The organism is Gammaproteobacteria bacterium (assembly GCA_029880545.1).
Lineage (GTDB): Bacteria > Pseudomonadota > Gammaproteobacteria > Acidiferrobacterales > SZUA-150 > JAOUOD01.
Genome location: JAOUOD010000004.1, coordinates 218323 through 237430, shown reverse-complemented (window position 1 = coordinate 237430; position 19108 = coordinate 218323). Strand labels below are relative to the sequence as shown.

The 19108-nt window shown below is 54.1% G+C and carries 17 protein-coding genes; 3 read left to right on the top strand and 14 right to left on the bottom strand.

Annotated features, from left to right (window positions below):
* Positions 1–265 precede the first annotated feature (265 nt).
* Positions 266–2458 (top strand): VCBS repeat-containing protein, encoded by a 2193-nt coding sequence (locus OEZ10_06480; GenBank protein ID MDH5632629.1) that lies wholly within the window; start codon positions 266–268, stop codon positions 2456–2458.
* 57 nt (positions 2459–2515) lie between these two features.
* Positions 2516–3028 (top strand): metallophosphatase family protein, encoded by a 513-nt coding sequence (locus OEZ10_06475; GenBank protein MDH5632628.1) that lies wholly within the window; start codon positions 2516–2518, stop codon positions 3026–3028.
* 52 nt (positions 3029–3080) lie between these two features.
* Here the strand turns inward: OEZ10_06475 and OEZ10_06470 are convergent, their stop codons facing one another.
* The 11 genes from OEZ10_06470 to OEZ10_06420 form a co-directional block, all read right to left on the bottom strand.
* The gene (locus tag OEZ10_06470; protein MDH5632627.1) at positions 3081–3593 is read right to left on the bottom strand and encodes a DUF1269 domain-containing protein; all 513 of its coding nucleotides are present in this window, start codon (positions 3591–3593) and stop codon (positions 3081–3083) included.
* Positions 3594–3847: 254 nt separating this feature from the next.
* Positions 3848–4828 (bottom strand): biotin synthase BioB, encoded by a 981-nt coding sequence (gene bioB / locus OEZ10_06465; GenBank protein ID MDH5632626.1) that lies wholly within the window; start codon positions 4826–4828, stop codon positions 3848–3850.
* Between the two features lie 120 nt (positions 4829–4948).
* A complete protein-coding gene (fnr, locus tag OEZ10_06460) occupies positions 4949–5722 on the bottom strand; it encodes a fumarate/nitrate reduction transcriptional regulator Fnr (GenBank protein MDH5632625.1) in 774 nt (257 codons plus the stop codon).
* Positions 5723–5835: 113 nt separating this feature from the next.
* The gene (gene hemN / locus OEZ10_06455; protein ID MDH5632624.1) at positions 5836–7218 is read right to left on the bottom strand and encodes an oxygen-independent coproporphyrinogen III oxidase; all 1383 of its coding nucleotides are present in this window, start codon (positions 7216–7218) and stop codon (positions 5836–5838) included.
* 484 nt (positions 7219–7702) lie between these two features.
* Positions 7703–8560: a tetratricopeptide repeat protein gene (locus tag OEZ10_06450; protein ID MDH5632623.1), complete on the bottom strand. Its 858-nt coding sequence runs from the start codon at positions 8558–8560 to the stop codon at positions 7703–7705.
* A 27-nt stretch (positions 8561–8587) separates the two neighbouring features.
* Positions 8588–9856 (bottom strand): TRAP transporter large permease subunit, encoded by a 1269-nt coding sequence (locus OEZ10_06445; protein ID MDH5632622.1) that lies wholly within the window; start codon positions 9854–9856, stop codon positions 8588–8590.
* Positions 9853–10386 (bottom strand): TRAP transporter small permease, encoded by a 534-nt coding sequence (locus OEZ10_06440; protein ID MDH5632621.1) that lies wholly within the window; start codon positions 10384–10386, stop codon positions 9853–9855. The genes OEZ10_06445 and OEZ10_06440 overlap by 4 nt, the downstream gene beginning before the upstream one ends.
* Entirely contained in the window at positions 10383–11402 is a 1020-nt protein-coding gene (dctP, locus tag OEZ10_06435; protein ID MDH5632620.1) for a TRAP transporter substrate-binding protein DctP, read from the bottom strand. The genes OEZ10_06440 and dctP overlap by 4 nt, the downstream gene beginning before the upstream one ends.
* Positions 11389–12270, bottom strand: a complete 882-nt coding sequence (locus OEZ10_06430; protein ID MDH5632619.1) for a TRAP transporter TatT component family protein — start codon at positions 12268–12270, stop codon at positions 11389–11391. Before OEZ10_06430 ends, dctP begins: the two co-directional genes overlap by 14 nt.
* Before the next feature lie 168 nt (positions 12271–12438).
* Entirely contained in the window at positions 12439–13446 is a 1008-nt protein-coding gene (moaA, locus tag OEZ10_06425; protein MDH5632618.1) for a GTP 3',8-cyclase MoaA, read from the bottom strand.
* A gap of 45 nt (positions 13447–13491) precedes the next feature.
* Entirely contained in the window at positions 13492–14010 is a 519-nt protein-coding gene (locus OEZ10_06420; GenBank protein MDH5632617.1) for a hypothetical protein, read from the bottom strand.
* Positions 14011–14219: 209 nt separating this feature from the next.
* Here OEZ10_06420 and OEZ10_06415 point away from each other — a divergent pair, with 209 nt between their 5' ends.
* Positions 14220–15266 carry a COX15/CtaA family protein gene (locus tag OEZ10_06415; GenBank protein ID MDH5632616.1) on the top strand — a complete coding sequence of 349 codons (1047 nt, stop codon included), beginning with the start codon at positions 14220–14222 and terminating at the stop codon, positions 15264–15266.
* An 11-nt stretch (positions 15267–15277) separates the two neighbouring features.
* On the opposite strand, the gene OEZ10_06410 is transcribed toward OEZ10_06415, so the two are convergent.
* The 3 genes from OEZ10_06410 to OEZ10_06400 form a co-directional block, all read right to left on the bottom strand.
* Positions 15278–17731, bottom strand: coding sequence for an EAL domain-containing protein (locus tag OEZ10_06410; protein MDH5632615.1), 2454 nt, complete (start codon positions 17729–17731; stop codon positions 15278–15280).
* Between the two features lie 166 nt (positions 17732–17897).
* A complete protein-coding gene (locus OEZ10_06405; protein ID MDH5632614.1) occupies positions 17898–18623 on the bottom strand; it encodes a 16S rRNA (uracil(1498)-N(3))-methyltransferase in 726 nt (241 codons plus the stop codon).
* A 36-nt stretch (positions 18624–18659) separates the two neighbouring features.
* The gene (locus OEZ10_06400) at positions 18660–19058 is read right to left on the bottom strand and encodes a TraR/DksA family transcriptional regulator (protein ID MDH5632613.1); all 399 of its coding nucleotides are present in this window, start codon (positions 19056–19058) and stop codon (positions 18660–18662) included.
* Positions 19059–19108 lie beyond the last annotated feature (50 nt).

Here is a 19108-nt window from a genome sequence, read left to right as displayed (position 1 = left end):
GCGCCTACCATAATACTTGGGGGCGCCCTTTGTTTTTCCTGATGCAGGAGAATCAAATTCGGAGACCTACAACTGCTCAGATCAAAATCAGCTTGTTTCGCCAGCAAGCTATTCTCAGCCCATATCTATCTTCCTCAGACCCAACTACCTCCACACCCTCCCTCGCCATGTACAAGACCAGTCTTCCGGTATATATTAGTTAGCAGAGGACGATACCGACGTACTGAACCGTCATTTCCAGTCGCCAAGGAATCTGGAGAACAGGATGAAAAAACAATATTCAATACCCGTCACACTATCCGTAATCCTGATGGCTTTCTCGGCATCATCCTGCCAAAACAGCTCGCAGGACCGTCCTCCAGCCCCTACCCTGTCTTTCGCTGCCCCATCAGACACATTCGATCTGTACCTGGCACCGTACTATAGCCCGAGAGCCGTAGCAGTTGGCGATATCGACAACGATGGCGACATGGATTTTGTCGACGCAATGGACGGGGCTAATCCGGTCTGGCTAAACGATGGTGCCGGAAATTTTTCACAGTCTGGTGTGCGGCTGGGCTCAGAAGATACCAGATCTATTAAGCTGGCGGACCTAGACAACGACGGCGATCTTGATCTTGTTACTCTTAACGATTCCGGGGTGGATCGCTTATGGCTTAACAATGGCGACGGCAGCTTCAGCTTTGGCCAGGCACTGGGTACTCCTGATTCTTCTTTGCATGGTCAGATCGTAGTCGGCGATCTCGACAGCGACGGCGATATCGATCTGGTTTCCGGGGGATGGGGATCTCCCAATATCGTATGGATTAACACTGGTGGCGGTCATTTCATCGACAGCGGTGCCGCCCTTGGAAATAACCTCACATATGCACTGGCTCTGGCAGATATCGACGGCGACAATGACCTCGATCTCTTGTCGGGTAATGGCTTTGGCCAGCAAAACCTGATCTGGCTCAATGACGGCAATGCGGGTTTTTCCCTGGATTCCCAAACGCTTGGCACAACTGCTGACGCGATTCTTACCGGTGATATTGATGGTGATGGTGATGTCGACGTAATTACTGTTGGCTCCAACATTATCCTATGGGCCAACGATGGAGTCGGAAACATGATAGACAATGGCCCACTTCTGACACCCGGTTACCCCAGCGCGTTAAATGTCGACGAAGTATGTGCCGCCCTGGCCGACATGGATGGAGATGGGGATCTTGATCTGATTTCTGTAGATAGAACTCGAACCAGCAGGGTATGGATTAACAATGGCAGCGGCCTGTTTTCTGATAGCGGTTCAAGAACCCCTGCCGGAAATGCTGCAGCAATTGAAGTTGCTGACCTGAACGCCGACGGGAACCCGGACATATTGCTGGCTAGTGGCACCGGTATCACATGGAGAACATGGTTCAACACGGGTGGCGGCCTGCTTTCCAACAACTATTCTGGGCGCACACTTTACACTTCTGCCATCATTGGCAGTGGTGATCTGGACGGTGACGGTGATCAAGACATCATCATAGATGGATATCATCAAAATACCGGGGCAATCTGGATGAACAATGGTAATGGATCGTTCTCCAATCGGAACTTGTCATTAGACAGGCTCAAACTTGGAGGCATTCCCCGGGATATCGATAATGATGGCGATCTCGACATCATCACCCTGGGAAATTATCCGGTTTGGCTAAACGACGGCTCGGGCAATCTTACCAATACCGGTCAGACCCTTAGACGCGAATCGTGGCGCTCCTTCGGTGCTGTTTCCCTGACTGATGTTGACGGTGATGGCGACCTGGATATTGCTACCAATGAATTTGGCGCGCCAATCTGGCTAAATGATGGTACCGGTCACTTCAGCGATAGCGGCTTTACCGGTCCTGGCGGTCACTCCATTGCCTTTGGAGATATCGACAATGACGGAGATCAGGACCTGATTGCCGTAACACTCTCTACTGCATGGGGGGAAATCACTACCACCGATATCCTCCCTCAGGAGTCCACGCAGACGGTTACCCCAAATCCTAACCCGATATGGATTAACGATGGAACAGGCAACTTTTCCTTCTCCGGCCAGAATCTTGGCGATAGCTCTCTTAATAACATTTTCCTGGTCGATCTGGATAGCGACGGTGATCTGGATGTAGTTGCCTCCGGCGATGACCCCGCCGAAATCTGGATCAATCACGGCGCTGTCAGCTTCCAAAAAAGCAACCAAACAATTGGCGGTTCCGCCGACGGTCTCGCCCTGGGCGACATTGACGGCGATGGGGATATCGATATCGTCAAAAGCAACGAAGTTTGGCTCAACCAGGGTTCGGCAAACTTTATTTTGGCTAATACCAACCTCGGCAGCTTTGGTGAAGACGATATTGCGCTGAGTGACCTGGACGGTGATGGCGACCTGGACATTGTCTCCGCCAGTTCTTCAGAGCCAAGCCGGGTCTATCTCAACCTGTCCAAATAACGACCGACAAGGCCGCGCTCTGGCTCCCGCCTCCGCGAACCAGTACAATCCGCGGCCATGAAAATCTGCATTCTTTCCGACAGTCACGATCACCGCGAGTTTCTCGCCGGTGCCGTGCGCGAGGCCAAGGCACTGGGCGCCGAGGCGGTGCTGCATTGCGGCGACATCGTCGCGCCCAGCACGCTGCACTGCATTCGGGAATTCGAGATTCCGCATCACGTAATTCATGGCAATAATGAAGGCGATACCTTTCACCTGGCTCGGCAATCGCACCGGCCCGGCAGCATTATTACCTACCATGGCCAGGACGCGACGCTGGAACTGGGTGGCCGCCGCATTTTCATGGTGCACTACCCGCATTACGCCCGCGCCATGGCGCTGACCGGTGATTACGATCTTGTCTGCAGTGGTCATGAACACAAGCTGCACATTGATGAAATCACCAACATCAAGGGTGGTACGACCTGGTGGGTAGATCCCGGCACCGTTGGCGGCGTCAGCGCACCGCCCACCTATGTCTTGGCGGATCTTGACACCATGAGCTTTGAGACCCGCGAAGTGTTTGCATAAGGAAATAACGCCGCTATCGCGACGTTATTTCTGACAGCACCCTACAATCCACTTATGGAAATGCCGGCATCGTCGGCTCCACACCTTTGGCAACAGCATCAGGATCCTGGTTGTGGATGATGGTTTCAATTTTTTTCATGTCCTGTCGCGACACGTCGATCATCATCAGCACCTTGCCCTGGTCAATCGCTTTCTCGAACCGCTCCAGTTGCGTATTGGGCACATCCAGGCCGATCAGACTCGCCGCCCAGGCACCAAAACTCGCGCCCAGCAAGGCCATTAACAAGATCGCCGCCATCGGCACCAGCATGCCTTCCGGGGGAAACTGGTAAAGATACAATCCGAGCGCGGCACCCGTGGCGCCACCTGAGACAATGCCTTGCACGGCGCCATGCAGCACATCGGTGCGCTGGTTCAGGCCCGCCTCAGGCATATCGCCCAGGTCAACGCCCGGTTTGGCCATGACATGAATTCGACGCGCCTCAACCTGGGCAAGCAACAAATCATGGAACATGTGCGTGGCGCGGGAAACATCGGGAAGAACATAATATAAACGCTTGAGCATACTCACCCCCCTGCAAACAAGTATTGAATGAAAGGAAAGGCGGAACCGGCGGGAACTGCGCACCCGGCTAATGCAGCCAATGAAACTCCATTATAGATCGACTACCAAGGTTGCCGCTCGCACAAATATGGAAAAAATCTATCACGGTATGTACTAATACTATTTATATGGATAGATATTGCCCGACCAACAACAAAAACAACAAAATAAAAAAGGCGCCGGGGCGCCTTTTTTGACAACATTTCCTGCACAAATCAGGATGCCTTGCGGCACTCGCCCTTGTGCGGAATTTCCACTTCCATCGGCTTGATGCCGAGATCATTGAACATTTGCATATCAGTATTGGTATCCGGGTTGCCGGTGGTCAGCAGTTTCTCGCCATAAAAAATGGAATTGGCGCCGGCAAAAAAGCACATGGCCTGCAGGTAATCGGGCATGGCCTCACGACCGGCTGACAGCCGAACCATGGACGTCGGCATGACAATACGGGCAACGGCAATGGTACGCACAAACTCCAGCGGCTCGACGCCCTTGTTGCTGTCATCATCAGCAACCGGCGTGCCGGGAATTCGTACCAGCATGTTAATGGGAACGCTGTCCGGAACCGGGTCCATGGCGGCCAGTTGCGCCAGCAGACCGGCACGATGACGACGCGACTCACCCAGGCCGACGATACCACCGCAACAGACCTTGATGCCGGCACCGCGCACCTTGTTCAGGGTATCGATACGATCATCGTAGGAATGCGTGGTAATAATCTGGTCGTAATACTCCGGCGCGGTATCGATATTGTGGTTGTAATAGTCCAGCCCGGCCGCAGCCAGTTCCTCGGCCTGCCCTTCTTTGAGCATGCCCAGGGTGACGCAGGTTTCCAGGCCCAGGCCATTGACCGCCTGGATCATCTCTTTCACCGGCTGAATATCGCGATCCTTGGGGCCGCGCCAGGCAGCGCCCATGCAGAAGCGGGTCGCACCCTTGGCCTTGGCGGCCGAAGCCGCTTCAATGACTTCATCCAGTGACATCAGGCCACCACGCTCAACGCCCGTATTGTGGCGTGCGGACTGCGAACAATAGCCACAATCTTCCGAGCAACCGCCGGTCTTGATGGATAACAGCGTGCTGACCTGCACAGCATTGGCGTCGAAATTTTCCCGGTGAGTACTATGCGCCCGGTGCAGCAAATCATTAAATGGCAAAGCAAACAGGGCTTCGATGTCAGCGACACTATGGGTCATGGAAAATCTCCGGGAAATCAGCGTGATACGGATTTTATCGGCGGCAAAACTAGGGGATGTGGCGGCGATTGTCAACTAATCGCACAGGAAAAAGTTGACAACAACAGGGGTCGACCCGGATCAGGACGCGGCGGGGCGCTTCCCGTTTTTGCGCTCGACCACCTCTCCGGCCAGTTCACGCAGCCCATCCATATCGAGCAAACGTAACTGGCGACCTTCGGCCTCGATCAGGCCATCAGCCTGGAACCGGGAAAACAGGCGGCTGACCGTTTCCAGGGCCAAGCCCAGGTAATCGCCCAGGTCCTGGCGCGACATGGTCAAACGAAACTCGGTGTCAGACTGTCCAAGCCGGAAAAAACGCTCAGAGAAACTCAGCAGGGCGCTGGCGAGGCGGGCTTCAGCACTCATCTTGCCCAGCATCATCAGCATATTCTCGTCATGAACGATCTCACGACTCATGATGCGCAATAATTGCTTTTGCAGGCCAGGCACCTGGCGCGCCAGCTCTTCCAGCTGATCCAAAGGAATTTCGCAGACCTGGGTGGCTTCCAGGGCAATAGCGTCACAAGGATGCTTGTCCGTGCTAATGGCATCGACGCCCAGCAGTTCGCCCGGCAAATGGAACCCGGTAATCTGGACATCGCCGTCACGGCCCATTTCCAGGGTCTTGACGCTGCCACGATTAATGGCAAACAGCCCTCTGAGCTCATCACCCATGCGGTACAGGTATTCGCCCTTCTTCAGGTCCGTGGTACGACGAACGATTTTTTCGATACTGGAAACGTCCTGATCTGTCAGCCCCAAAGGCAGACACAGTTCACGCAAGGAACATTCCTGACAAGCAACCTTGATTTTTCCGATATTCACCACGGATGCCCGCTTCGATGAGCTCATGTGACGCCTCTTGAATGGATTGTTACAGCCCTAGTTGTTCTTAGTATAATCCGGACCGCCTATTTGAACAGGAATAGCCCGGCAGGTCTACCCGGAACCGGGTACAGCATGGCCTAAATCACCTTGGAAAATCGGCCACTTTCCCCGCTGCGCAAATACGCGTCAAAAATCATGCATATATTGCGAATCAGCAATTTACCAGCGGGAAAAACCTGAATCCCATTGTCAGACAGCTCCAGCAGCCCGTCCTGCTGCATGGGTTCCAGGCGTCGTAACTCGTCGGCAAAATATTCGGTAAAACGTATTTGATACGCATTCTCGATACGCTCAAAATCCAGCCGAAAGTGACAAATGAGTTCGGTAATTACTTTTCGACGCAAGCAATCATCGTCAGACAATGCCAGGCCGCGAATAATGGGCAAATGCCCCGCCTGGATTGCAGCGGCATAGCCTTCCTCTGTTTTTTCGTTCTGAGCATAGTGATCGTTTACCGCACCAATGGATGTCATGCCAAAGCCGACCAGGTCGCAATGGGCATGAGTAGAATAACCTTGAAAATTTCGATACAGCGTACCTTCGCGCTGGGCTACCGCCAACTCATCGCCAGGCAGGGCAAAATGATCCATTCCGATATACACATAACCGGCGTCAGTCAGCTTGGTAATCGCCATATCCAGAATCGCCAGTTTTTCAGCCGGTGACGGCAAATCCTCAGCATTAATGCGACGCTGCGGTTTGAACATTTCCGGCAGGTGCGCGTAGTTGAATACGGACAGCCGATCGGGCCGAATTTCCAAAATGCGATCCAGCGTCGCCGAGAAACTGGCCACCGACTGGAATGGCAGACCGTAGATCAGGTCCAGGTTGATGGAGCGAAACCCCAGCGCGCGAGCCTGTTCCAGCGCGGCGATGGTCACGGCCTCGGGCTGAATCCGGTTGACCGCTTTTTGCACTTTCGGATCAAAATCCTGTACGCCCAGGCTCATGCGGTTGAACCCCAGCTCCCGTAACAGTGGCAGCGTGTCTGCGTCCAGCTCTCTCGGGTCAATCTCGATGGAGTACTCGCCGGTATCATCGTCGTGCAGGTTAAAGTGTTTGCGCGTTACTGACATCAGCTCGCGCATTTCATCATGGCTGATAAATGTGGGTGTACCGCCGCCCCAGTGAAGCTGGTCGACCGACCTGTCCGTATCCAGCTCCGCAGCGACCATGGCCATCTCTTGATAAACCAGCGCCAAATACGGTGCTGCACGCTCGCGGTGCTTGGTTACCACCTTGGAGCAACCGCAATAAAAGCACACGGTATTGCAGAAAGGGACGTGAAAATACAGTGACAACGGCCGACCGCTGGAATTGGAATCACGCAACGCCTGACGATAGTCCTGCTCGCCATAACCGACATCAAATTGAACTGCCGTAGGATAAGACGTATACCGGGGTCCGCTGGTGTCGTATTTGCGTATCAGCGATTCTTCGAACAGGATTTCTTTGGCCATGGGGTACAATCTGCGATGGTCAGGAAGCTTATGATACCCCGTCTGTTGTCTTGTTGTCTGCCCCCGTAAATACTGACCCGATTCCGCCCCGGCCGCCTGGCAACACCCGGGCCGAGGTCAAAAACACTCTCGCCAAACCTCGTTTTGGCCGGGTGACAGCAAATGGTCTTTCGATTACGCCGGGCCACATCCTGACCCCAAAACTTGGTCGTACTCCTCTTTAGTGAGAGAAACTTTAACGCCACAACGCCCAACCACATCACCGCGCCGCCTTATTTAGAAGCTGCAATACCATCGGCCTGCTCCAGGCAGGCTCTTCGAGGCTGGCTGCAACAAAAAACTGACATGCAGATGAAATATCGATTGGCGTTTCCAAGTTACCGGGATTGCCAGGCAGTTGATTACATCAGCCACGGAGCGGCAATACCGGCGCCAGGTGGTAATCGGCCGGGGAACCGGGAAGGAACACGATACCACGGCGAATCTAGTGCAGATAGCTGCTGAGTTTTTGCCAATAAACGGAGGTCAACGGGTGATCGCGACCAAGCAGGTCGAACAGGGCAAGCATACTACGTCGACCAATATCATCGCGAAAATGCCGATGCTTTTCGACTACAATCATGAGCTGTTCAAGCGCCGCTTCAAAATCATTTTCCAGTACGCAGGTTGCCGCCAGCCTGAACCGGGTTTCCGGCAAATCGTTGCGAGCCAGTTCATCAATTAATGCTGATCTGTCGTGCCCGGATTCGACCAGCAGCTCAAGATGGGTTTTCAGTGAGCCTATCTCCGGCTTCTGCTGCATGGATTCGTCAAGACCGGCCACCACATCCAGTCCACGCTGATAGGCCTTCATGACGATCAGGAATTTCAGCAAGGCAGCAGTAACCCGCATATTGAACGGATCGGCCGCAACCAGCTGTACCAGAACATCAACTGCCTTGCCCTGATCGCCCGAATGAAACAAGGCGGTTGCGTGAGCCAATACCTTGTCAGACGGCGTAGCCAGGTATCGATCAATGGCGTCGATGAAGGATTTCTCCGACTCAGCCCCGTGGATACGATGCACCACCTCGCCATCACGATAGATATGCACGGTGGGCAGACTGTTGACTCCGAGCTGCCTGGACAACTGGCCATAGCTGTCGGTATTGATATTTACCAGCAGAAACCGGCCTTGATAGCTTTGTACCAACGCCTTGAGTGTGTCCCACACGCGCAGGCACGGACCCACGCCCGCCGACCAGAAATTAACCAGCACAGGCCCCCGGGTCGAGTTTTCCAGGACCAGTTGCCGGAATGACTCGTCAGTTGCATCGAAAACAAAATCGGGATTACTGTCCATAAGAAGGATTCATGGAAACAGGATGCATCATTGGCTGATGGCAAACAGGGACAGCGTCGGCCAATAGGTAATAATCAGTACTGCCAGCATCATGATAAACATGAACGGAATACTGGCCCGGTACAGCTCCATGACCGGACGATTAAACCGGAAACTGGCAATAAACAGGTTCATGCCCACCGGCGGCGTGAAATACCCGATCTGCATGTTGGCCAGGAAAATAATGCCAAGATGCACCGGGTGGACACCATAGCTCACGGCCATCGGCAATATCAACGGAACAATAATCACCAGCGCGGAAAATATATCCAGCATCATGCCCAGCATCAAAAGAAACAGGTTGAGCAGAATCAGGAAAGTCAGCTTGCTGTCGACATACTCACGAACGAATGCCAGCAACTTTTGCGGTATCTGCGCGTCCACCATGTAGTTGGTAGATGCCAGTGAGACCGCGAGGATAATCAGTACGCCGCCGATCAATACCATGGCTTCATGCATGATCTCCGACAACTGCCGCGGCCTGATCTCACGAAGCACAAACAGTGACACGACCAGTACGTACAGCAGCAGCGCGGCGGCCGCTTCTGATATGGCCAGCACTCCACCATAAATGCCGCCCAGCACAACAAATGGAATAGGAATCTCCCATCGCGCCAGGTAAACCGCCTTGCGGATCGTCTGCCAGTCAGATGGCTTCTTTTCCATGGCCGGGCTGTGAAACACGCACCAGCTGCCAAGCAATAACAGCATCAGCAATCCTGGAGCAATGCCGGCAACAAACAGCTCATCTATGGAAACCGGTGCACCGACACCCACTTGCTGGACAATAACGCCGTAAAGAATCAGCGCAATGGATGGCGGGAACAACAAGCCCAGGCTGCCGGATGACGTAATCAGTCCAAGGCTGAAACGCTCGGCATACCCGCCCTTGATCAGGGCCGGGTAAAGCAAGGCACCAAGAGCGATAATGGTTACGCCCGAGGCGCCGGTCAACGCGGTGAACATGGCACAGGCGGCCAGCGCCACCAGCGCGAGTCCACCGGGCAACCAGCCAAACAGCGCATCAACCAGGTTAACCAGTCGGCTCGATGCCTGGGTATGACTCAAAAGATACCCGGCCAGTGTAAACAGCGGTATCGCTACCAGTACCGGTGTTTCAACCAGCCTGTAAATTTCAATAATGACAACGGAAAGATCTATCTCTCCCTGGTGAAAACCGTACAGTGCCGATGCCGCAATGACAATAAACAGGGGCGTACCCAGCAAGGCGAGGATTAGCAGCAGCGCGGGAATCATTTGCTGATACCCGTGATACCGGATAATTCATGCAGTGCATACAGGGCAAAACGCAGCGCCATGACGCTGAATCCCAGTGGTATGACTGCGGCAACAATCCAGGTCGTAACAAATGCAAATGCGGTTGTTCCCGCTTCCAGCTCCATGCCAACAAAACGCATGCTGTGCCATGCCAGCAACAGGCATATGAAAAATGACACCCCGTGGATCAGCAGATGCAGCCAATGAGTCCAGCGCTTCGGAAGATAGCGCGACAGCACATCAATTCGAATATGACGATTGTCCCGCGTCGCCACCATGGCACCGATCATGGCTACCCACAGCACCAGTGCACGCAATAGCGGGTCGGCCCAGACCAGGCCGCCGCCAAACAGGTTGCGCAGCAGTATCTGGGCAATAGCGAACAATGCCATCGCACCGATCAAGACAACCAGCATGACATCTTCAAGGTAATGCAGTTTTGCGATCAGCGGTGATGCCGGCGGCGGCGGTTTTGGTGCATCCAGGCCGTTATGATTAAGGTCGATCATTTTTTTTCAGCGGCACGAGAACTCTTCAGGATTCCGAACATCTTGTCCACCGTCTTGCCACCGACGACTCCCTGCTGCCTGAGCTGATTGGCGGCACCGGTGGCAATTTCATACCAGCGCTTGCGTTCCGCCTGTTCAAGCTCAACATAGGTGATGCCCTGTGATTTTAATGCTGCAATTGCCTGATCGTTATCGGCACGGTTGGCCCGGTCTATTTCCTTGTAAATTCTCTCCATGACATCACGCACAATAGTCCTGTCCGCCGGAGATATTTTCATGAATTGCTTCTTGTCGATCACCATAAGCGCGTAAATATACATTAGCGGCAGATTGGTTAGATGAGTGACGCGTGTATGCCACTGCAGCGCGATAGCCGCTATAGGTGGTCCGCTGACGGTATTGATCAGCCCGGTCTGTAGCCCGGTCAGTACATCGGACACCGGCAGTGCTACCGGGGTAACACCGCCCTGCTGGAACACTGCGTAAGTAATCCTGTCCCCGTTGGGCGCCCATACTTTCAGGTCCTTGAGGTCGGCAACTGAATGCACCGCCTTGTTGGACATCAGGTAGGCGAAGCCGCCTTCGGCCAGGCCAAAACTGACATAGCTCTTTTTGTCCAGGCCGGCGATCAGTTCAGGATCAATGATAGCCCGCACCGTGTCCACTTCGTCGAGGTTACGGAAAGCAAACGGCATATTATAGGCAAGCATGTCAGGCAGAATCTTTGCCAGGCTGCCGCCGGTAATCGCGCCGCCGTGCAGTTGACCGACTCGCATCTTGCGCAACACGCTTTCATCATCACCCATGATGCCGCCGGGGTAAAACTTGAAGTTGACCCGATCAGATGTTTTTTCCGAAATCTCTGCGGCACCGGCACGCATCTTCTGCATCCACGCCGTGCCTTCAGGTGACAAGGTGGCGATTTTCAGCGTCAGCGCCTGGGCCGTTGAAACAGACAGGCCGGCCATCATGGCCAGCATCAGTCCCTGCAATCCGAATTTTCTAGAAATACTCATTGGCAGACCTTAAAAGTTTTTGTGCACGTTCCTGCGCCAGGACATTGGTCAGGGTAAAGCCGCTGGCCTCGACATTGGCAGCAACCACTTGTTTCAACACACTATCGTGCAATTTGCGATTAAATGTCGGACGCGCGTATTTTTCCGCCAGCATGACCTGGGCCATCAGATTCTTTTTGTCCGAAAGATCAAAGGCCTTTTCGAAAAACTGTCGCGCTTCTTCAGGTTTCCCTCCCAGTGCCGGTGGCAACAATGACGCCAGGCCACCCAGGTAGAGGTATATCACGCCCTGGTCATGATCGGGGTGCAGCTGTGCTACGCGCTCCATGGCAACACGCACCTTGGGAATGTCGGCGACTATTTTCCAGTTTCCGCTGTTGACCTGGATCCAGCCCGCCCAGACACTGGCATAGGTATACAGGGCGGCGGCATCACTGTCTTCGACTTTTGAAATTACCCCGGAATACTCGGCGAAGGATTTCGTACTCAAATCACAGTACGCCTTGCGTTTCAGACAAAGGCCCTTGTTGACATGGCTCCATGCCTTGCCGCTCAACCGCCGTGCACGGTCAACATCATTGACGAAAATACTGGAGTAGGAATCATAGATTCGCGCCCCGGCAAACAGGACACGATAATTGTTTCCGTCACCCTCGACCAGGCTGTCTACCAGCAACAGGTAGGCGGGCGCGCCCTGGCGCACGGTTTCCGGATCGTTCTGGTTGCGAACTGCCGCCCCCAGGTTGGTGGCCAATTCGTCAGCAGCCAGGCTTACCACGTAGGTGCAACCCGACACCGTTGCCGCCAACAGCGCCAGCAAAAATACCGATACGACTCTCAATCCTGGACCCAAAACCGCTCGCCTCACGAAATTATCCGAACTCCCGCGTCTGCCTGTATCCAGACTGCCGGGGCCAGACAAACAACCAGAAAGTAATAATATGTATTGAATGATCAGGCGGGAAAAGACTACAGAAAAAACCGGCCAAACACTAGGAATGCGTGGCCAACGTCATTACCGGTCGGGAATTCCCCGTCAACCGCCGGTCATGGACATGAATCGAACGACTTGTTCCGGCTTGTCGGTAAACTCGTGCTTTTGCGGTTTGAGGGCCAGCGCCTCAACAATAGCGGCCTGCAACGCGGCGTCATCAGCGCCACTGCGCAATACCGAGCGTAAATCATATCGGGCATCCTGGCCCAGGCACAGGTACAGCTGGCCATCAGCAGACAAGCGTACCCGGTTACAGGTTTCACAAAAATGTCGTGATATGGGAGTAATAAACCCGATACGCAACTCGGTTCCGGCGACTTGCTCATAGCGCGCCGGACCGCCACCGGGCATGACGCCGGGGACCAGCTCGAACCGGCGTTTTAGCAGGGCGCGAACGTCGTCCAGGCTATGATAGTGGCTGGACGCCCAGCGACCGGTACTGCCCACGGGCATGGTTTCAATGAAGCGCAGGGTAAAGTCGTGCTCAAGGCAGAATTCCACCATGTGCTCGTATTCATCATCGTTGATGCCTTTCAGGGCCACCATATTGATTTTGACAGGGCCAAAGCCGGCGTCCTTGGCCGCCATAATTCCTGCCAACGCCTTGTCCAGTCGACCGCCACCGGTGATCTCCGAAAAACGCTGGGGCTTCAGGCTGTCGAGACTGATATTGAGACGACTGATACCGGCCTGGCGCAGAGACTCGGCGTGCCTTTCAAGCAATACAGCATTGGTGCTGAGCGACAAGTCACTGATTCCCGGGATGGCATGCAGTCGCGCTGCCAGCTCCGGCAACCCTTTTCGAACCAGCGGTTCTCCGCCAGTAAGGCGTACACGCTTCAAACCCATCGCGGCGAAAGCGCGCATCAGGGTTTCTATTTCTGCAAAATCCAGCCACTCATCAGGAACCTCAAAATCCCGGAACCCCTTGGGCAAGCAATAACTGCAACGCAGGTTGCAACGGTCAGTCACGGAAAGCCGGACATATTCAATATGACGGCCAAACGGGTCCGTCAGAACGGGAGCTGAAGCTGGATTATGCTGAGTCATGAACTGAAGTATATCGCCAGAAGATTCGGACTTCGCCCCTAATTTCTATGCGACAAAACGCATTTCAATGGCCTTGGGCTCGGCGATGCAGCTTTCAAGGCACAAGCCGCAACCCGGACAATGACCGCTGTCAATAACCGGCTTGTAACTGTCGGTACGGTAGATGGCACCGTCAACCGGGCAGACGGTCAGGCAGGCGTCACAGTCCTGATCGGGGGAAGCCAGGCACCGCTCGGCAACAACCGACAACAGCCCCAACCGCGGCATTTCTCCCGGCTCAGGCATACGCAACGCGCCGGTTTCGCAAGCTGACACGCATGGCCAGTCTTCACACAAATGGCAGGCGTGCCGGCAAAGCTCCATCGCCGGCGTTGCCGAACGCAGAAAACCGCAGCGGGCGGGCAGCAGGTGCAGCGCATGATGGGGACACGCGTGAACACAGTCCGCGCAATGGGTACAACGGCGCAGGAATTGCGCCTCAGGCAGGGCAAACGGTGGCCGCACACAGCAGCGCGGCAAACCCTCGCCCATCTCGGACAATTGTTCCTCGGCGGCCTGCATCATCAGCCCCCGAATCAAGTCACCTTTTCGTTTCCCCTCAACCATAAATGTGCTGTCAGCAGTATTCTGTGCTGCGCTGTTTTCCTGATTTTCCCCAAGTTTGAACTATAGAGGCGGACTGCGAATCATTCATTGATACGAATCAATATTTGTATGGGCCTGACTTGGAGCGTCCATATTGGGTAAGATTCAGCCCGGATGAGGAGGAAGATATGACAACAACAAGCATTAAAGCCGACCGGGATCGGCACCTGGCCATCTGGCTGCTGGTAATTTGCGCACTGATTTTTGCCATGGTCGTACTGGGAGGTGTAACCCGGCTCACCCGTTCCGGGTTATCCATGGTCGAATGGGCTCCCATTATGGGCGTAGTGCCACCCATAGGCGACGAAGCCTGGCAACAAACATTCGACAAATACAAGCAGTTTCCCGAGTACCAGAAAATCAACCAGGGCATGAGCGTTGATGAATTCAAGTCGATATTCTGGTTTGAGTATAGTCATCGACTGCTGGGTCGAATAATTGGTCTCGCGTTCCTGGTACCATTTTTGTATTTTCTCATGCGCGGCTATGTGCGCAGACCGCTGATTCCCAAACTGGCTATCATGTTTGTTCTCGGGGGGCTCCAGGGGCTGCTGGGCTGGTACATGGTCAAAAGCGGATTGGTAGACAAGCCTCATGTCAGCCAATACAGGCTAACCGCCCACTTGCTGGCAGCGCTGTCTATCTACGGTTACATGCTCTGGGTTGCGCTTGGGCTGCTGCCTGACCGGGAACCACTACCGAACAGCAGTAACAACCGCAAACTGTTCAGTAACAGTATTCTGGTTACCGCACTGATCGTGCTAATGATTGTTTCCGGCGGTTTCGTCGCTGGCACCAAGGCTGGACTGGTATTCAATACCTACCCGTTGATGGCCGGCCAATGGCTGCCACCGGGCAGCATGGCACTAAGCCCCTGGTACATTAACCTGTTTGAAAACCTGGCAACTATCCAGTTCAACCATCGAATGCTTGCACTGGTACTGTTCGTCACCATTCCGCTGCTGTGGATATCGGCTCGCCGGCAAATGCTCACGCGCCAACTGCGCCTGGGGCTCAACGCACTGCTGGTCATGCTGTTCATTCAATTTGGTCTTGGCATCGCGACCCTGCTCATGGCTGTACCTGTAAGCCTGGGGGCAACGCACCAGGCCGGCGCACTGGTGCTGTTCAGTTTTGCCCTGTTTGTCGTGCAGAGACTGCACAACCGGTCCTGACCCGGAAGCTGCTAGGCAATAACCGTTGCTGAATCCTTCAGCAACGGTTCTATCTGCAACGCCGGCAATGGTGTTCCGAACAAAAAACCCTGCACACCATCACATTCGATCTGCCTGAGAAAGGCCTGTTGCTCAGCAGTCTCCACCCCCTCGGCAATGATGTGCATGTTCAGTGCCCGCGCCATCGCCACGATTGCCCGGATAATGGAGGCATCATCCGGATCGGTAGTGATATCCCGAATGAAGCTGCGATCGATTTTCAGGGTATCGACAGGGAAACGCTTCAGGTAGCTCAACGACGAATAGCCGGTACCAAAATCATCAATGGCCAGGCGCACGCCAATATCGGCCAACGCGTTCACCACCCTGAGCGCCAGTGACGTATTTTCCATTAACACGCTTTCGGTGATTTCCAGTTCCACCAGCGCCGGATCCATGCCGGTTTCCTCAAGCACTTCGGTAACCAGCTCGACAATTTCCATGCTGTTGCACTGGCGCGCCGATATATTCACCGCGACTCGCAGCGGCCTGAGGCCAGCATCATGCCATGCCACGGCCTGCCTGCAGGCATCGTATATAACCCAGTTGGTAACGGGAACAATAAGACCTATTTCTTCCAGTACCGGCAGAAATTCATCAGGCAACAAAACGCCGCGTTGCGGGTGATTCCAGCGCAACAACGCCTCGACCGCGACAATACGATCATTGCTCATATCAAACTGTGGCTGGTAGTAGAGTTCAAACTCGTTGGCAGCCAGGGCATTGCGCAGTTCATTTTCCAGGGCCAGGTGTTCGTACACCCTGTGGGACATGTCCGCAGAATAGAACTGGAACGTATTCCTGCCCAGCTCCTTGGATCGGTACATGGCGGTATCGGCATGCTTGACCAGTGTAGACGAATCTTCGCCGTCGCCGGGATAGATGCTTATGCCGATACTGGCAGTTACAACAATATCCTTTTCCAGTATCCGAATCGGATCATTCAGTACCGAAAGCAGTTTTCGCGCAATCAGTTCGATATCGCTGACCGTGGCAATATCCGTTGCCATGATCACGAATTCATCGCCACCAAACCGGGCCACGGTATCACCTTCGCGCATTGCTGCGACGAAGCGCTGGCCCAGCTCCTTGAGCAGGTCATCACCGACTTCGTGCCCGAAGGAATCATTGATATTCTTGAACCGGTCTATATCCAGGAATAATACGGCTACCAGTCGATTATGCCAGCGACCGCGGGCCAGGGCCTGGCGCAATCGATCAATAAACAATGCGCGATTAGGCAATTCGGTAAGCGCATCATGGTGCGCCATATAGTGGAGGCGCTCCTGTGTCTGCATACGCTCGGTGATATCACGACCGGTGGCGACAAAGTGGGTAATTTCCGAATACCGGTTTTTCAGCGGCGTGATGGTTTTTTCCTCGAAATAGAGCTCACCGTTTTTTCGTCGATTGACAAATACTTCACTGAATACGTTGCCGGCCTGGATGGTTTCCCATAACTGGCTGTAGAATGCCGGCCCCTGCTTGCCGGATTTGAGCAGGCTCGGTCTCTTGCCCAGGGTTTCATCGGAACTGTAACCGGTTATTTTTTCATAACCCGGATTGACATACTCAACAATACCCTGCCTGTCGGTAATCATCACTGCATCAGCCGTCTGTTCCAGCGCCCGCGTCAGCTTGCGCATCTGCTCTTCGGTGCGCATTCGCTCGGTGACATCAAACAACGTCAGCAACAGGCCCGTTACCGTGTCGCCATCGACAACAATAGGGACAATACTCCAGTCCCAGCTGGTCTGGGTCTTGCTGCTACTTGCATACCTGAACGGCTTATTGACCTCGAAATAGGTCCGCCCTGTTGCCAGGCAGTCACTGAATGTCTTCTGGCGTGCATCGTTGGGGGAAAAATCAAAATAGCTGCGACCAATCAGCTCTTCCGGCTCCACGCCGAATACCGCCGCCATGGCCGCGTTCGCCATTACCAGGATAAAGTCCCGGTCAATTTGCGCCATGGGCATATGGGTATTATTGAACATCGCCTCCAGTACCGGGCGGTTCTGGTCGCGCTGCATTTCCAGTTTTTTGCGCCAACGAATATCGCGCAATACCACCATGGTGGCTGGCTGGCCGTTCCAGTCAAAGACGGAGGAGCTGATTTCCAGTGGAATACTATTGCCTTCACGGTCAAGCATTCTCAGTTCGTAATGGTCCGGGACATCTTCACCGGATAACCGGCGCCGGTGGTTTCCCTTGACCATGTCCAGGTCTTCAGGATGTACCAGGTCGTCCATGATTGTGCCAATCAATTCTTCGCGGGAATAACCGAGAATCCGGCACAGTTGCAGATTGATAAAGACGTGATGCCCGAACTGGTTAACGAGAATGCCATCGCGTGCACTTTCGGCCAACGCCCTGAAGCTGGCGTCAATGTCGCCGGTATAAAGAGAACTTCCTGATTCGCCCGTCATATCTCCATCCAGCCTCATCGTGAACCGGCTTGTGTCAGCCTGGCTCCGACTGCCTTGTCCTGCGGGCACCAGAGGCACTTATAATGATTTATAGTAATTTCTGTTAGCGTTGCACGAAACGATGTTAAAACTTTATACAAAAAATTGTTTATAAATGTAAAGCGAATTATATATCACCCAGTTGTGCCTGCAGAATTGCAAGCATGGCCGGGCCGGCGGTTTCCATGCGCAATACCCTCGGCCCCATCCGAACCAGCCTGCAACCCTCATCCTGCAGCAAATCAATTTCCTGTTCACTAAAGCCCCCTTCAGGCCCGACTACAATGGCAACAGGTTGTGTGACATTGGTTACACTGGAAAGACTCTCCATCGCCTGTGGATGCAATAACAGGCAGGTCTTTTCGGACTTCTGTTCCAGCCATTGCCGCAGACTGCAAACCGGCGCAAGCCCGGGTATAACATTGCGCCCGGATTGTTCGCACGCGGAAATAATGACCTTGTGCCAATGCTCGAGACGCTTCTCGGCCCTGTCTGCTTTCAATTTTATGGATGTGCGTTCCGTGGTGACAGGCACGATGCGACTGACGCCCAGTTCCGTCGCTTTTTGAAGGGCGTAGTCCATGCGTTCGCCACTGGTAATGGACTGGACCAGGGTAATATCAAGCGGTGATTCACGATCGTCCGGGCTAAACCGGTCCAGCTGTACCGACACCACGCGACGGTCAATACCTGCAATCTGTCCATGGTGCTCACCACCTTTGCCGTTAAACAGCACTACCGGGTCCCCGGCTGCCAGGCGCAATACGCGGGTCGCGTGATGCGCGGCATCACCAGGCAACATCACTAGTCCTGGAACCAGCGGGATATCAACAAAGAAACGTGGCGCAGTCATGTGCCGATTATATTTCGAGCCCGGTTTCCCGATCAGCTACAACGATGGAGTGCGATCACGGCCACCGACCGGTCCTTCCAGTTTTTGCTGGCAGGTGATGCAGCGGTCAGCGGCGGGGTTGGCCTGCAGGCGTTCAGCCGGTACGACCGAACCGCATTCCGTACATCTGCCATAGACACCGCGCGCCATACGCTGCAGTGCCGCTTCAATATTCTGGAGCTCCTCCATTTCCATCTCGGTGGTAATAGCGGACAGGCTGCCAAGCAACTCCACTACCGATTCGTCACCGGCGTCCCGCACTTGTCCTACCAGAGCAGCATAATCCTTGTCCTGCGTGCTCTTCATGCGTTGATGCAGCTCTTCCGCCAGCTGTCCGCGCCGCCGGATCAACTGTTGTTTCAGTGCGTCAATTCGTTCGCCGTCCAATGTAGCCATGACACAGTCCTCACACCTTGTTGCCGGATCATTTATACTAGTACGTCATG